Origin of the sequence: Blautia acetigignens, assembly GCF_025566865.1 — a bacterium.
Classification (GTDB): domain Bacteria; phylum Bacillota; class Clostridia; order Lachnospirales; family Lachnospiraceae; genus Blautia_A; species Blautia_A acetigignens.
Genome location: NZ_JAOQJM010000015.1, coordinates 42,506 through 58,755 on the forward strand (window position 1 = coordinate 42,506; position 16,250 = coordinate 58,755).

Below are 16,250 nucleotides of genomic sequence, written 5' to 3' on the forward strand. Positions count from 1 at the left end.
AAGTTTTTTATCGGATAAAGTTTGTTTTGATCTTATCCTCCGCCTGTGGAGTGGTAATTCCCGCCGCTTTCCCTGCTTCGATACATTTCAGAAGCCATGCCATATTGCTTCCCAGGGTACGCATGATCTGTAATCCCTCTTCATCCTGCTGTACCTCTGCCGGAGTATTGCCGTGTACCATATTCCAGTAGTTTGCAGATACAACCGGCATCTCGTGATAGCTGAAATATTTCTGAAGCACATCCAGGGTAGCAGTAGTTCCGGCTCTTCTTGCAGAGGCAACTGCTGCAGCCGGCTTGTGAAGCATGTCTTTGCCTGCCATGGAGCAGAGCTTATCCATGAACTCAATAATCTGTCCTGTGGGGGAAGCCCAGTATACCGGGGAACCTACAACCAGAGCATCTGCCTCCTTTAATTTCGCCGCCGCCGCTTTTACGTTATCTTTATCAGGATCTCCTGCCTGGAAAATCTCGGTATCAATTCCGTTCTGATTCAGAGTCTTTGCAACCTCACTAAGTGCAGTGAAGGTACAGCCTTCCTTACGCGGGCTGCCGTTTAAAAGTAAAACCTTCATGTTCTTTCATCCTTTCATCTCGCTAAAGCGTTAATATATTTCTTTATTATACGATAGGCGTGGTTCAATTTCAAGACACAGTATATTCACATTTACAGGATATAATAGAAAAATTAAATGATACCAGTGTCAAAAGGTCAAAAAGCCGTTCGTGCTTGCACGATAAGGCGTTTGAACTTGGGACACGCCAAATATGAGAAAGTAGCGATTTACGCAGTAAATCAGCGGATTTCGAATATTTGGAGGATTGCGGGAGCAGCGTAGCTGCGTAGCAATCCGGGGATCAAATGAGTGCCAAAAGACCTTTTGACACTCATACCATATAAACAGCAGAAAGGAATTTGCAAGTGCTTCAGATTAAAGACATACATAAAGAATACAGAACCGGAAATCTGGTGCAAAGAGCCCTGGACGGAGTGAGTCTTAGCCTTCGGGACAATGAATTTGTGGCAATTTTAGGTCCAAGCGGTTCTGGCAAGACCACCCTTTTGAATATTATCGGTGGCCTGGACCGTTACGACAGCGGAGACCTGATCATCAATGGAATTTCCACCAGGAAATATAAGGACAGGGATTGGGATTCCTACAGAAATCACACCATTGGCTTTGTTTTTCAAAGCTATAACCTGATTCCCCATCAGACTGTGCTGGCCAATGTGGAGCTTGCTCTGACCATTTCCGGCGTCTCCAAAAACGAGAGACGGCGCAGAGCCAAAGAAGCTCTTGAGAAAGTGGGGCTTGGTGCCCAGCTTCACAAGCGTCCCAGTCAGATGTCCGGCGGACAGATGCAGCGAGTAGCCATTGCCCGTGCCCTGGTCAATGACCCGGAGATTCTTCTCGCGGATGAACCGACAGGGGCCTTGGATTCTGATACCAGCGTTCAGGTTATGGAGCTTCTGAAAGAGGTTGCAAAGGAGCGCCTTGTAGTAATGGTAACCCACAATCCAGAGCTTGCCCAGCTTTACGCAACCAGAATCGTGACTGTGAAGGATGGAAAAATCCTGTCAGATACAGATCCCTTTGAGATGGATACAAAGCAGATGGCAGCACCTGTTCACAAGAACATGGGAAAATCCTCTATGTCTTTTTTCACTGCATTGTCTCTTAGCTTTCAGAACCTGAAGACAAAAAAGGCAAGAACCCTTCTCACTTCCTTTGCCGGCTCTATCGGCATCATCGGAATTGCCCTGATTCTTTCCATATCTAATGGCGTAGACAAATACATCACAGACATGGAGGAGGAGACCCTTTCCGAGTATCCTCTGCAGATTCAGAGCACAGGGGTGGATCTGACTTCCATGATGATGGGGGCGGCGTCTGCCCAGAGTGAGAAAAAAGAAGGAGAGGTAGGGGTGGCGCAGATGGTCACCAATATGTTTTCCAAGATGAATTCCAATGATCTGGAATCTCTGAAAACGTTTCTGGACAGTGACGAAAGTCAGGTGGACCAGTATGCTAATTCTGTGGAATACAGCTATTTAGTTTCCCCGCAGATTTTCCGCCAGGAAAAAAACGGCATCCGCCAGGTAAATCCGGACAAATCCTTTTCCTCAATGGGTCTTGGCTCCGGTTCCTCCAACAGCATTATGTCTTCTACCATGAGTACAGATGTGTTCTACGAAATGCCGGAGAATGAAGAATTGTACAAAAATCAGTATGATGTGAAAGCCGGCAGATGGCCGGAAAATTACCAGGAATGTGTGCTGGTGCTTACCTCACATGGAGATATCAGCGATTTTCTCCAGTACACACTGGGCCTTCGGGACAGTAAAGAGCTGGATGATATGGTGCAGAAATTTATGGCAGAGGAAGCAGTTGAGGCGCCAGAGAATGGAGAAACCTATTCCTGTGATCAGATTCTCGGAACCAGCTTCAAGCTTGTAAACAGTACGGATTATTACGAATATGATTCAGAATACAAGGTCTGGAAGGACAAATCTGACAACAGTGCTTACATGAAAAAACTGGTGGCAGATGGGGAGGACCTTACTATTGTAGGAATCGTACAGCCTGCAGAAGGTGCCACAGCATCTATGCTCACAGCAGGAATTGGCTATACGCCGGCACTTACCAGACATGTGATCCAAAAGGCAGCGTCCAGTGACATTGTAAAGCAGCAGCTGGAAAATGAAAAAATCAATGTTTTTACAGGGGAGGCGTTTGGGAAGGAAGACCAGGAGGAAAGCAAATTTAATATGGAATCTCTTTTTGGCATCAATGAGGATGCCCTGAAGGAGGCCTTTCAGATCGATGAAAGTGCTTTTAATATGGATCTTTCCAGCATGGCTCTCTCGGGAATGAGCATGGATATGCCGGATCTGTCCGAAAGCAGCATGCCTGATTTTTCCAGTTTGATCAGCTTTGGAGACTTGAATCTGGATCTATCCGATGCCATTGACCCGGAAGAGATTTTGAAGGAACTTCCAGCAGATCAGGTTCCGGATATGAGTGAGGCATTGAAGTCTGTGAAGTTTGATTTTACAGAGGAAAAAGCCACTGCGCTTCTGAAGGATGTTCTGAAAGGATACCAGGAGAGCATTCAGGATAAGCCGGAGGCGGATCTGTCAAAAATGCAGTCGGCCATTCAGCAGTTTCTTAGTTCCAGTGAAGTAAATGACAGGCTGTCTGCAGACATTGAGCAGCTGGTGAATGACAATATCAAGGTGGACGTTTCCACAGAAAAAATGATCGCCGCTGCAGTGAAGCTGATGAATCAGTACCAGGAATATGCCAGGGCCAATGGAATAGAAAAAGCAGATGCTGCCAGCATTCTGGGATTTCTTAGCCAGAGCGACATCCAGCAGCAGATCCGGCAGGAGGCCAATGAGCTGATTCAGGGAAGCGTGACGGTGACGATCACAGCAGACCAGATCAAAGAGCTTCTTATGAAAGATGTGATCCAGGCCTATCCGGAATATGCCAAAGCTAACCAGCTTCCGGACCCGGCCAATCTTGGAACCTATTTTGTGGAATATATGCAGTCTGAGGATGGACAGAACCGTCTGATGAAGGGGCTGACCTCCATGATCGACACCAGTGAGGCGGAGAAGCAGTTTTCCTCTGCAATGGAAACCTACATGACAAATATGATGACTGCTTTTTCCGATGCCATCACCAAAGCCATTGAGTCGAAATTCACGGATGTGATGAGCCAGGTGGAAACACAGCTCACACAGGGAATCCAGACTGCCATGGAGCAGATGATGGGCTCCATCAGCGACAGTATGCAGGGTGCGCTTCAGTCTGTGATGACAAGCGTGACCTCCAGCATTACCACAGCCATGAGCCAGGCAATGGGACAGATGGGAAGCAGTATGGAAAATGCCTTTGCCATTGATCCAGAGGCTTTTGCAAATGCCATCCAGATGAATATGAATGAGGATGACCTTTCCGAGCTGATGATGTCTTTGATGTCACATGAAAATGCTTCCTATGACGGAAATCTGAAAAAGCTTGGATACGCAGACCTGAATGTTCCAGGTGGAATCAATATTTATCCAAAAGATTTCGAGTGCAAATCCCAGATCGTGAACATCTTGGATCAGTATAATGCAGATATGGAGGCAGCAGGAGAGGATGAGAAGGTGATTACCTATACGGACCTTGTGGGAACCTTGATGTCCTCTGTGACGGATATTGTGAATATTATCAGCTACGTGCTGGTTGCTTTTGTGGCTATTTCCCTTGTGGTTTCCTCCATTATGATCGGTGTTATCACCTACATCAGTGTTCTGGAGCGGAAAAAAGAGATCGGTATTCTAAGAGCAATTGGTGCCTCCAAACACAATGTGTCTCAGGTGTTCAATGCGGAAACCTTTATTATCGGCTTTTGCGCAGGGGCAATGGGAATCGGAATCACCCTGCTGCTTCTTATTCCAGCCAACAGCCTAATCCGTTCCTTGGCGGACGGCGTGAACGTGAAGGCATCCCTTCCGCCTGTGGCAGCGCTGGTGCTTGTGGGATTAAGCGTGGTGCTTACTTTGCTGGGCGGTCTGATTCCGTCACGAAAAGCGGCGAAGAGCGATCCGGTGACAGCGCTTCGAACAGATTAAAAAACAGAGATGACAGTTTTTATAAAAAAGCGCAGAAATCAGAAAAAATTCTGGTTCCTGTGCTTTTTTTGCGCCCGGAATTCTGGGCAATCCTGTGTTTGGCCGGGGAAAGATTTTGCTGGCTTGAGAGTAAAAAGAAAGATTTGTGGATACTACTATAAAGAACAGGGAAAATGTATCTGCTCACGTTTGGATGATATTCCATAGAAAAATCAAATTCAGTCAAAATAATTCATAATTGTGCAAATGTGATAAATCAAACGGTCAAATCTTGTGAAAAAGATTGATTGACTTTGACCGTATCGGAAAGTATAATAAGCACAACAAATCAAAAACAAGCAAAAGTAAGCAGGAGGCAGAGATGATTTACACTGTGACTTTTAATCCGTCACTGGATTATATTGTGTCGGTAGAGGACTTCCGGCTTGGACTTACCAATCGTACCAGTTCGGAGATGCTTCTGCCGGGAGGCAAGGGAATTAACGTATCTACGGTTCTTATGAATCTGGGAATCGAGAGTACAGCCCTTGGATTTACAGCAGGCTTCACCGGAGATGAGATTATACGCAGACTTGAGACTATGGGTGTGAAGAATGGTTTTATCCAGGTGGGGGAGGGCTTTTCCAGAATCAACCTGAAGCTGAAGAGCATTGATGGTACTGAGATCAATGGTCAGGGACCAAGAATCGGCACAGACAAGGTAGACATGCTGATGAAGCAGTTGGGAGAGCTTGGAGAGGGTGATGTGCTTTTCCTTTCCGGCAGCATTCCATCCTCCATGCCGGACGATGCATACCAGAAGATTATGGCCATGCTGGATGGCAGAGGAGTGCGGATCGTGGTAGATGCCACCAGGGATCTTCTCATGAAGGTTCTTCCCTACCACCCATTTCTTATTAAACCTAATAACCATGAGCTTGGAGAAATCTTTGGCGTGAAGCTGGATACCCGCCAGTCTGTGATTCCTTACGGGAAGAAGCTGCAGGAGATGGGTGCTGTGAATGTGCTGATTTCCATGGCAGGAGAGGGTGCTGTTCTGATTGATGAGAATGGAAGGGTTTATGAGGAACCTGCACCTAAGGGCAAGCTGATCAATGGTGTCGGAGCCGGTGATTCTATGGTAGCCGGATTTATGGCAGGCTACATGGAGAAGCAGGATTATCAGTATGCATTCCACATGGGAATTGCAGCCGGAAGTGCCAGCGCATTTTCTGAGAATCTTGCTACCAGAGAAGAGATTGAGGCTGTCTATCAGCAGATCATCGGATAGAATCAGGAGGAAAGGTAGAAATGAGAATTACAGACTTACTGGATGTGAGAAGTATTTCACTGGATGCTGCTCCCGCAGACAAATCCCAGACCCTGGATGCTGCGGTGGCACTTATGACCAGAAGCGGTAAGATTAATGATGAGGCAGCTTACCGGAAGCAGGTTTATGCAAGAGAGGAAGAGAGTACTACAGGAATCGGTGAGGGAATTGCCATTCCTCATGGCAAATGTGATGCAGTAGATAAGCCGGGCCTTGCAGCCATGGTCATTCCGGGTGGAGTTGATTTTGATTCCCTGGACGGAGAGCCTGTTACACTGTTGTTTTTGATCGCTGCGCCTAACACAGAGGACAATGTACATCTGGATGTGCTCAGCAAGCTTTCCATGATGCTGATGGATGAGGAGTTTACTGCCAGCCTTCGCGCTGCGAAGACACCGGAGGAATTCCTTCAGATCATTGATCAGGCAGATGAAGAGAAGAAGAGTGTGGATGAACGTCTGGCAGACATGGGAGAGGCTTCTGAGGATCAGTTTAAGATCCTGGCTGTTACCTCCTGTCCCACCGGAATCGCCCACACCTACATGGCAGCTGAGGGAATTGAGAAGGCAGCCAAGGCGAAGAACTGCTTTGTGAAGATTGAGACAAGAGGATCCGGCGGTGCCAAGAACGTGCTTACTGCCCAGGAGATTCAGGATGCAGACTGCATCATTGTGGCCGCAGACGCCCAGGTTCCCATGGATCGTTTTGACGGCAAGAAGGTGATTCAGCGCCAGGTTTCCGATGGAATCAATAAGGCGGACGAGCTGATCGAGCTTGCCATGTCAGGAAATGCCCCTGTTTATCACAGCGGCAATGCAGCAGCTGCCCAGCAGAACTCCGGCAAGTCCGGCGGCGGAGTGGGACACCAGCTTTACACACAGCTGATGAACGGTGTTTCCCATATGCTCCCCTTTGTAGTTGGCGGCGGTATTCTCATTGCCATTGCGTTTTTGATCGATGGACTTCTGGTTGATATGAATGCCCTGGATGTGGCAGAACGTGCTAACTTCGGTACCATCACTCCGGCAGCAGCTATGTTCAAGCAGATCGGAGATGTGGCATTTGGATTTATGCTTCCGGTGCTGGCTGGATTTATTGCTATGGCCATCGGTGACAGACCGGCTCTTGCACTTGGTTTTGTAGGCGGTATGATGGCAGCCAATGGAACATCCGGTTTTCTTGGTGCTCTGGTAGCTGGTTTTGCAGCAGGCTATATTATCCTGGGACTTCGCAAGGCATGCGAGAAGCTTCCGGAAGCCCTTGAGAAAATCGCTCCGGTTCTGATCTATCCGGTTGTTGGTATTCTGGTAATGGGATTACTGATGCTGTTTGTAGTTGAGCCGATCATGGGCGGTATTAATACTGCACTGAATAATGGACTGACATCTATGGGAAGCTCCAGCAAGATCGTACTTGGTCTGATCCTTGGCGGAATGATGGCAATCGATATGGGCGGTCCATTTAACAAAGCAGCTTATGTATTCGGATCTGCAGCGATTGCAGCAGGTAACTATGATATTATGGCAGCCGTTATGGTAGGCGGTATGGTTCCGCCATGTGCTATCGCACTTGCTACTCTCCTTTTTAAGGATAAATTTACAAAGGAAGAACGAGAGTCCGGTCCTACCAACTTTATTATGGGACTTGCCTTTATCACAGAGGGCGCTATTCCTTTTGCAGCAGCGGATCCTCTTCATGTGCTTCCGGCCTGCATCGTTGGTTCCGGTCTTGCAGGGGCCATGTCCATGGCATTTGGATGTACCTTAATGGCACCCCACGGCGGAATCTTTGTAGTCCCGGTTATGGGAAATGCAGTGATGTATCTGGTGGCACTGGTTGTGGGAACTGTAGTTTCTGCAGTGCTTCTGGGACTGCTGAAGAAGAAAAACGCGTAAGATTATCAATTATAACGGCTGCGCAGGCAGAACTAAATAATAAAAAATAGCTTTTGGGTTGACAGAGAACCCGGAAGTCGATATAAAGAAATTATAGAAATAGCAGAAAAATAAAATTACAAAAACGGAGGAAATCATCATGAGAGAATTTAAGTATGTAGTAACAGATCCGGAAGGAATCCACGCACGTCCGGCTGGAGAACTGGTAAAGGCAGTAAAGGCTTTTTCCTCTGACATTAAGATCGCCAAGGGCGGCAAGGCTATGAACTGCAAGGCAATCTTCGGAGTGATGGGACTGGCAGTTAAGAAAGGGGACGAGGTCACCCTTACATTTGAAGGCGCAGATGAAGATGCCGCATACGAGGCAGTAAGCAAATTCATGCAGGAGACTCTGTAAGAGGCAGCGAAAGAGACGGACATACCTGCGGGTATGTCCTGTTTTTTACAAGTATTTGTGGGAGAGAAAACATGCAGGTATATAACGGAAAAAGTGTATTTGGCGGAATTGCCATCGGTAAGATCAGTGTATATCAGAAGAAGGAGCAGCAGGTAAAGCGCGTGAAGGTGGAAGACCCGGATCAGGAGATGGCGCGCTATGGGAAAGCCAAGGCAGAAGGAATCCGCCAGCTCCAAGGCCTCTATGACAAAGCCTTGAAAGAAGTGGGAGAAGCCAACGCCGCGATTTTTGAAGTCCATCAGATGATGATGGAGGATGACGGATACAATGAATCCGTAGAGAACATTGTCCGCAGCCAGGGCGTGAATGCAGAGTATGCAGTGGCAACCACAGGAGACAATTACGCACAGATGTTTTCTGCCATGGATGACGACTACATGCGGGAGCGTGCTGCAGATGTCCGGGATATTTCAGAGCGTCTTCTCACCATCTTGAATGGGGAAGACACAGGCAGTGTGGACGCAGACGAGCCAAAGATCATTGTAGCAGAGGATCTGGCTCCTTCAGAGACTGTTCAGTTGGACAAGGATAAGGTTCTTTCTTTTGTCACAGTGAAGGGCTCCCTGAATTCCCATACTGCTATTCTGGCAAGAACCATGGCAATCCCTGCACTTGTGAATACTTCCATGACTCTTGATAGTGTGATGGATGGGAAGCTTGGAATTGTGGATGGCGCAAGCGGTACCTTCTATGTAGACCCAGATGAGAAGACTCTTGAGGAAATGAAGAAACGACAGGAAGAGGATCTTTCCAGAAAGCAGCTTCTCCAGACCCTGAAGGGAAAGGACAATGTTACACTTGACGGACAGAAAGTGATGTTGTACGCTAATATAGGAAACATCAAGGACCTGGCAACTGTGATCCAGAATGATGCAGGCGGAATCGGACTTTTCAGAAGCGAATTTATCTATCTGGAGAAAGAGGATTTCCCTACAGAGGAGGAGCAGTTCCAGATTTACAGACAGGTTGCACAGACGATGGCGGGGAAACGTGTGATTATCCGTACACTGGATATCGGTGCAGATAAGCAGTGCGATTATTTCCATATGGAGCATGAGGAGAATCCGGCACTTGGCTGCAGGGCTATCCGTATCTGCCTGACCAGACCGGAGATTTTCAAGACACAGCTTCGGGCTTTATTCCGTGCCAGTGTATTTGGCAGGATTGCCATTATGTACCCTATGATCACCAGCGTGCAGGAGGTACGCCAGATCAAGAAGATCGTGGAAGAAGTGAAGCAGGAGCTGACCAGCCAGGGCGTAGAATTTGGCAATCCCGAGCAGGGTATTATGATCGAGACTCCGGCAGCAGCCATCATTAGTGATAATCTGGCGAAGGAAGTGGATTTCTTTAGTATCGGAACCAATGATCTGAGCCAGTATACCATGGCAATCGACCGTCAGAATCCACAGCTGGATCCGTTCTTTGATCCTCATCATCCGGCAGTGCTTCGTATGATCTCCATGGTTGTGGAGAATGCACATAAGGCTGGTATCTGGGCTGGAATCTGTGGAGAGCTTGGTGCAGACCAGTCACTTACGAAAGAGTTTCTGGCAATGGGAGTGGATGAGCTTTCTGTTTCTCCGGGAAGCATTCTGCCGCTCCGCAAGATCATTCTGGAAACAAATGTTGGAGAATATAAGGCGGGAAAAGAATGTTAACACAGCAACGGCATGAGATCATCCTGAAGCTTCTGCGGGAAAAGGGAAGCATTACCGTAACAGAGGTGCGGGATCTTCTCGATACATCAGAATCTACAGTGCGAAGGGATATCACAGCACTTGACAAGGAAGGCAAGCTGGAGAAGGTTTTCGGCGGCGCCGTGGAATTGAAGGAGCGGGTAACTGCATACGAATATTCCGTAGCAGAGAAAATGGGACTGAAGCTGGAGGAGAAGCATAGGATTGCAAGATATGCAGCGGGTCTGATCCAGGACGAGGACTTTGTGTATATTGATGCAGGAACCACCACCGGAGATATGCTGAAGTTTCTCCAGGTGACAAGAGCGGTCTTTGTCACCAATGCAGTAGCACATGCCCAGTCTCTGGCAGAAAGGGGCTTTAAGGTTTTTCTTGTAGGAGGAGAATTGAAAGGATCCACAGAGGCGGTAATCGGCAATCAGGCGATGAATACCCTTCGGGAATACCATTTTACCAAGGGATTTTTCGGAACTAACGGGATTACCAAGAAGAGCGGATGCACCACCCCGGATGCCAATGAGGCAGCAGTAAAGTCAGCAGCCATGCAGCAGTGCCGGGAGTGCTACGTGCTTTGCGACAGCTCCAAGTTTGACAATATCAGTTCTGTGACCTTTGCGGATTTCTACCGTTCCACCGTGATCACAGATAAGATTCCGGCAGGATATGAGGACTGTTCTAACCTTGTAGAGGTGCCGAAGGAATAAAAAATAACAGAGGGTGTTAAGAAACGAAAGAGGCTTGAAAAGAATGATAAAATTAATTGCATCCGATCTGGATGGAACGCTTCTTCAGGAAGGAACTATGGATATCAATCCGGAGATTTATGATATTATCCACAAATTAAAGGCAAAAGGAATCGTTTTTGCGGCAGTCAGCGGAAGGGAATATGACAGTATTGCCAGAGTCTTTGCACCTGTAAAGGACGATATTTATTTTATTGCAGGAAACGGTGGAATCATTTCCTTCCAGGGAGAGATTATTGAGAAAATGGCAATCCCGGCAGATGTTCTGAAAGATGTAGTGGAATACGTCAGAAGCCAGGAAGATGCCTCCTTTATGACTGCAGGAAGTGCCCAGGCGTATGTGGAGCGTGCGGATCAGGCGTTTGTGAAGAAGCTGCGTGAGGGGTACAAGCTTCATGTAAATGAAGTAGATGATGTATTGCATGCACCGGAGACCATGACCAAGGTTGCCATGTACAATGAGAAAGTAGATGCTGCGGCAGGCGCCGAGGAAGCCAAGAAAATTTTCGGTGACCGGATTCAGATTATGGCGTCTGGGGATTACTGGGTAGATTTTGTAGACATCCATTCCGGAAAAGGAAATGCATTACAGAAACTCTGTGCTCGTCTAGGGATTACTAAGAAAGAAGAAGTGGTGGCATTTGGGGACAACTGCAATGATGTGAGCATGCTCACCGAAGCAGGCAAAAGCTACGCCGTTACCACCGCCCGTGAGGAAGCCAAGCAAGCCGCAAAGTATGTCCTGGAAAAACCCGGTCCGGACAGCGTGCTGAATGTGCTGAAGATGATTCTGGAATTGTAGAATTTAAATAATTTGGCTTGTGGGAACAAATTTATAATCCGAATTTTAAACCTATCGAATTCGATTCAATTAGTGATTGTAGTATGTGAATAACAAGCCCTCTCCAGGCTGCATAATAGGCAGTTCGGAGGGGCTTGTTTCATCATTCGGGCATGTTTAAATTTAAGATATTAAGTTTGAGGAATAAAGGGGAATCCTGGTGCGTGTCAGGGCAGAATTCTTCCATCCGTGGAAATGGTATACACCTGCCATGGAAGGAATTTTCCGCTTGCTTTCATGGCATTTACGGCAGCCTGCTGGATTCCGCCGCAGCAGGGGACTTCCATGCGCACGATGGTCACGCTCTTAATATCGTTCTGGCGGATGATCTCTGTAAGCTTCTGGCTGTAGTCTATAGAATCCAGTTTTGGACATCCGATCAGGGTAATCTTTCCCTTAATGAAATCCTGGTGGAAATTTGCATAGGCGTAGGCAGTACAATCTGCTGCAATGAGAAGGTGTGCTCCGTCAAAGTAAGGCGCATTTACAGGTACAAGCTTAATCTGTACCGGCCACTGCTGAAGCTGGGATTCTGCCGGCATATTACAGCCAGGCTGAATGCCTGCAGTCATGTTTTTATCAGAAGAAAACTGTTGATTGGAAACAGGTGTATTCTGACTGCTATTGCTGCGGCTGCCAAAAAGGGAAGATGATTTTGCCTGAGCCGCATTTCCCCTGTGCAGCAGTTTTGCCATGCTTCCCGGGCATCCGGTGTGAGCCGGGGCAGCAGAAGCAGCTTCCAGTTTCTTCTTATTTTCCAGAACTGCGGCTTCATCGTAGGCAGCCGCTTCTCTTTCTACAAAGGAAATGGCATTTGTGGGACAGGCTGGGAGGCAGTCCCCCAGACCGTCACAGTAATCCTCCCGAAGGAGCTTCGCCTTTCCGTCCACCATGCCGATGGCACTTTCGTGGCAGGCCCGGGCACAAAGCCCGCAGCCGTTGCATTTTTCTTCATCTATATGAATGATTTTTCTGATCATGAAATTTTTCCTCCGTTATTATCCCAGCAGTGTGGCCAGATCTTCCTCCGGTGTAGTAATCGCCGCAATCCCGAAATTCTCTACCAGGTAATTCAGTACATTTGGGGAAAGGAATGCCGGCAGGGTCGGGCCAAGGCGGATGTTCTTGATTCCAAGATGCAGCAGGGTAAGCAAAATGGAAACTGCCTTCTGCTCATACCAGGAGAGCACCATGGAAAGAGGAAGCTCATTGACGCCACATCCAAATGCCTCTGCAAGAGCCACTGCCACCTTGATGGCACCATAAGCATCGTTGCACTGTCCCATATCCATCAGTCTCGGAAGACCTCCAATGGTTCCAAGATCCAGATCGTTGAAACGGTATTTTCCGCAGGCCAGAGTAAGGATCACGGAATCAGCAGGAGTCTGCTTCACGAAATCAGTGTAATAATTGCGCCCGCTTCTTGCGCCGTCACAGCCTGCCACCAGGAAGAAATGACGGATGGCGCCTTTTTTCACGGCATCGATTACCTGGTCAGCAACCCCGAGAATAGTGCCGTGTCCAAAGCCTGTGGTCAGGGAAGTGCCGCCATTGATTCCTGTAAACTGCTGATCCTCCTCATATCCGCCAAGCTCCAGTGCACGCTGGATCACCGGAGTGAAATCCTTTTCCCCGTCAATATGCACGGTTCCCGGGAAAGTTACAGTTCCGGTGGTAAAGACACGGTCCATGTAGCTTGGTTTCGGCGGCATCAGGCAGTTGGTTGTGAAAAGGATCGGCGCCGGAAGATTTGCAAATTCCTTCTGCTGATTCTGCCATGCAGTACCGAAGTTTCCTTTTAAGTGGCTGTATTTTTTCAGTTCCGGATAAGCGTGGCAGGGAAGCATTTCCCCGTGGGTGTAAATGTTGATTCCTTTTCCCTCAGTCTGCTCCAGAAGCAGTTTCAAGTCGTGGAGGTCATGTCCGGTGATGACGATGAAAGGTCCTTTTTCCACAGTCAGGGGTACGGTCACCGGGGAAGGTGTGCCGTATGTGGTGGTGTTTGCCCGGTCCAGAAGCTCCATGCAGGAAAGATTGTATTTGCCTACTTCCATGACAATGGGAAGCAGCAGGTCCATATCCCAGTTTTCGCCCAGCGCGAAAAGTGCTTTTCCGAAAAATTCATATACCTCCGGATCGGTATATCCAAGCGTCAGCGCATGGTAAGCGTAAGCCGCCATTCCGCGGATTCCAAAAAGAATCAGGGATTTCAGGGAGCGGATATCTTCCTGTGCATTCCAAAGGCGGTTCATGTCGTAATCGTCATTGTGTCCGCATGGGGAAGCGCAGCCGCCGCAGTCCGGGCGAAGGCGGGCTTTTTCCTGATGGACACGGTCTGTAAGCTCTGCAATGGCTTTGTCATCGAAGCTTACGTTGGTAAGAGTGGCGAAAAGTCCTTCCACCATCAGCTTCCATGTGGAATCGGAAAGAGGAGCATTTTCGTCTGCCGCGTGTGCAAGCCCGATCAGCGCGCCGGTAAGCTCATCCTGAAGACGGGCGGTGTCAGCGGTTTTTCCACAGACCCCTTTGGCACCTGTACAGCCAGTACATCCGGCAGTCTGCTCACACTGAAAACAAAACATATTTTTTTCCATAGTAGATAACCTCCTGTGTAGTGTTTTATATTTATATAAGGAATAGTTCTGGTTAAAAGCCGCGGACAGCAGAGGAAACAATCACGAAAAGCTTTCCATTTCTGCTTCGTCCTTGACTTTACATGTGCACTATAATATAATTCAGACAACAAGTATGTTGTTAAAACAACAAAAGGAGAAAAAATGAATTTTGAATTTCTTTCCAGAACATTTCTTTTCCAGGGAACCAGTCCGGAGGAAACTCAGCATATGCTTTCCTGTCTGAATGCGGAGCCAAAAAGCTATCCTAAGGGAAGCGTAATCTGTCAGGTTGGGGACCAGATGAAAGCTATGGGACTTGTGCTGTCAGGCAGTGTTCATATTGAGAGCATTGATATGATGGGAAACAAAACTATTCTGAACCGGATCGCTCCGGGTCAGGTGTTTGGGGAAACTTACGCCTGCATTCCCGGGGAAAAGCTGCTGGTAGGGGTGACGGCTGCGGAGGACTGCCAGATTTTGTTCCTTGAAGTGGGAAAAATTTTCCGCACCTGCCCGGATACCTGTCCCTGTCACGAGAAGCTGATCCGCAACATGCTGATGGTCATGGCAAAAAAAAATCTGGAGCTTTCCAGACGAAGCCTTCACACTGCGCCAAAATCCATCCGGGGAAGGCTGATCTCCTATTTTTCCCAGGAGATGGTGCAGCAGGGCAGCAGTCGGTTTATTATTCCCTTTAACCGGCAGGAGCTTGCGGATTATCTGGGAGTGGACAGAAGTGCTCTGTCCAATGAGCTTGGGAAAATGCGAAAAGAAGGCATGATTGAAGTAAACAGAAACCAGATTCATTATCTGGAACAGGAGGATTAAAAGATGAAGTACGATTTTACAAGTATTTTGGACCGCAGGGGAAAGGATGCCATTGCAGTGGACGCTCCTTATGTGGAGGGCTGCTTTAATCATGAGTATTTTGCGGCTGCCACACTGAAAGAAGGGATGGACTGGATCCCTATGTGGGTTGCGGACATGAATTTCCCAACTGTGCCCACTGTGCAGAAAGCCGTCGTGGAGAGAACGGCCCATCCGGCATTCGGATATTTTTCCCCAAGGGACGAATATTTCGGGGAAATTATCAAGTGGCAGGAGACCAGAAACCAGGTGACCGGGCTGACCAAAGAGTGTATCGGGTATGAGAACGGCGTTCTGGGCGGCGTGATCAGTGCGCTGAATGTGCTTTGCTCAAAAGGGGACAGCGTGCTGGTGCATTCTCCAACTTATGTGGGATTTACCGGGGCTCTTACTAATAATGGATACTACATTGTACACAGTGCTTTGAAAAAAGACGAGGAAAATGTATGGCGCATGGACTTTGCCGACATGGAAAAGAAGATTGTGGAAAATCACATTCACGCCTGCATTATGTGCAGTCCCCATAATCCAACAGGTCGCGTCTGGGAGCGTTGGGAACTGGAAAAAGCTATGGAGCTTTTCAAGAAACATGATGTGTATGTGGTTTCCGATGAGATCTGGTCCGATCTGATCCTTGGGGAAAATAAACATATCCCTACCCAGATGATTTCTGAGGATGCGAGAAACCGCACCATTGCCATGTATGCGCCGTCCAAAACCTTTAACCTGGCCGGGCTGATAGGAAGCTACCATATTATCTATAATTCCTGGCTGCGTGACAGAGTGGACAAGGAATCCAGCCTGAGTCATTATAATGAGATGAATGTGCTGTCCATGTATGCGCTGATTGGTGCGTACCAGCCGGAAGGCTATGAGTGGGTGGATGAACTTCGCCAGGTGCTCACCGAGAACGTGGAGTTTGCATGCGATTATATTAAGGAACATTTCGATGGGGTGGAGGTGTCCAAGCCTCAGGGAACTTATATGCTGTTCCTGGATTGTGAGAAGTGGTGCAAAGCCCATGGCAAAAATATGGACGAGCTGGAGCGCGCCGGACTGGAAGTTGGAGTCATGTGGCAGGACGGCAGACCATTCCACGGGGAGTACGGCATCCGCATGAACCTGGCTCTGCCGCTGTCACGGGTGAAGGAAGCCTTTGAGCGGCTGGATAAGTTTGTTTTTAATGCGGAGTAAATG

General features: G+C 48.0%; 12 protein-coding genes. 9 read left to right on the plus strand and 3 right to left on the minus strand.

Features of this window, described 5'->3' with window-relative positions; all coding sequences use genetic code 11:
• Positions 1-7: 7 nt before the first annotated feature.
• Positions 8-574 carry a flavodoxin family protein gene (locus OCV70_RS15200; protein ID WP_021925463.1) on the minus strand — a complete coding sequence of 189 codons (567 nt, stop codon included), beginning with the start codon at positions 572-574 and terminating at the stop codon, positions 8-10.
• 347 nt (positions 575-921) lie between these two features.
• On the opposite strand from OCV70_RS15200, the gene OCV70_RS15205 reads away from it, so the two are divergent.
• From OCV70_RS15205 to OCV70_RS15235, 7 genes are all read left to right on the plus strand, one after another.
• Positions 922-4,626 carry an ABC transporter ATP-binding protein/permease gene (locus OCV70_RS15205; RefSeq protein WP_262579834.1) on the plus strand — a complete coding sequence of 1,235 codons (3,705 nt, stop codon included), beginning with the start codon at positions 922-924 and terminating at the stop codon, positions 4,624-4,626.
• A gap of 361 nt (positions 4,627-4,987) precedes the next feature.
• A complete protein-coding gene (gene pfkB / locus OCV70_RS15210; RefSeq protein WP_173765450.1) occupies positions 4,988-5,896 on the plus strand; it encodes a 1-phosphofructokinase in 909 nt (302 codons plus the stop codon).
• Positions 5,897-5,916: 20 nt separating this feature from the next.
• Positions 5,917-7,830 (plus strand): PTS fructose transporter subunit IIABC, encoded by a 1,914-nt coding sequence (locus OCV70_RS15215; protein WP_262579835.1) that lies wholly within the window; start codon positions 5,917-5,919, stop codon positions 7,828-7,830.
• A 139-nt stretch (positions 7,831-7,969) separates the two neighbouring features.
• Positions 7,970-8,227: an HPr family phosphocarrier protein gene (locus OCV70_RS15220; RefSeq protein WP_021925467.1), complete on the plus strand. Its 258-nt coding sequence runs from the start codon at positions 7,970-7,972 to the stop codon at positions 8,225-8,227.
• A 71-nt stretch (positions 8,228-8,298) separates the two neighbouring features.
• A complete protein-coding gene (ptsP, locus tag OCV70_RS15225) occupies positions 8,299-9,948 on the plus strand; it encodes a phosphoenolpyruvate--protein phosphotransferase (RefSeq protein ID WP_021925468.1) in 1,650 nt (549 codons plus the stop codon).
• A complete protein-coding gene (locus tag OCV70_RS15230) occupies positions 9,942-10,691 on the plus strand; it encodes a DeoR/GlpR family DNA-binding transcription regulator (protein ID WP_021925469.1) in 750 nt (249 codons plus the stop codon). The genes ptsP and OCV70_RS15230 overlap by 7 nt, the downstream gene beginning before the upstream one ends.
• Before the next feature lie 43 nt (positions 10,692-10,734).
• A complete protein-coding gene (locus tag OCV70_RS15235; protein ID WP_186901707.1) occupies positions 10,735-11,532 on the plus strand; it encodes an HAD family hydrolase in 798 nt (265 codons plus the stop codon).
• 206 nt (positions 11,533-11,738) lie between these two features.
• Here OCV70_RS15235 and OCV70_RS15240 read toward each other — a convergent pair whose 3' ends face one another.
• On the minus strand, positions 11,739-12,551 hold the full coding sequence (locus OCV70_RS15240; RefSeq protein WP_021925471.1) for a 4Fe-4S binding protein: 813 nt from the start codon (positions 12,549-12,551) through the stop codon (positions 11,739-11,741).
• 18 nt (positions 12,552-12,569) lie between these two features.
• Entirely contained in the window at positions 12,570-14,165 is a 1,596-nt protein-coding gene (hcp, locus tag OCV70_RS15245; RefSeq protein ID WP_262579836.1) for a hydroxylamine reductase, read from the minus strand.
• A 183-nt stretch (positions 14,166-14,348) separates the two neighbouring features.
• On the opposite strand from hcp, the gene OCV70_RS15250 reads away from it, so the two are divergent.
• Positions 14,349-15,014 carry a Crp/Fnr family transcriptional regulator gene (locus OCV70_RS15250; RefSeq protein ID WP_021925473.1) on the plus strand — a complete coding sequence of 222 codons (666 nt, stop codon included), beginning with the start codon at positions 14,349-14,351 and terminating at the stop codon, positions 15,012-15,014.
• A 3-nt stretch (positions 15,015-15,017) separates the two neighbouring features.
• Positions 15,018-16,247: a MalY/PatB family protein gene (locus tag OCV70_RS15255; protein ID WP_262579837.1), complete on the plus strand. Its 1,230-nt coding sequence runs from the start codon at positions 15,018-15,020 to the stop codon at positions 16,245-16,247.
• Positions 16,248-16,250: the final 3 nt, after the last annotated feature.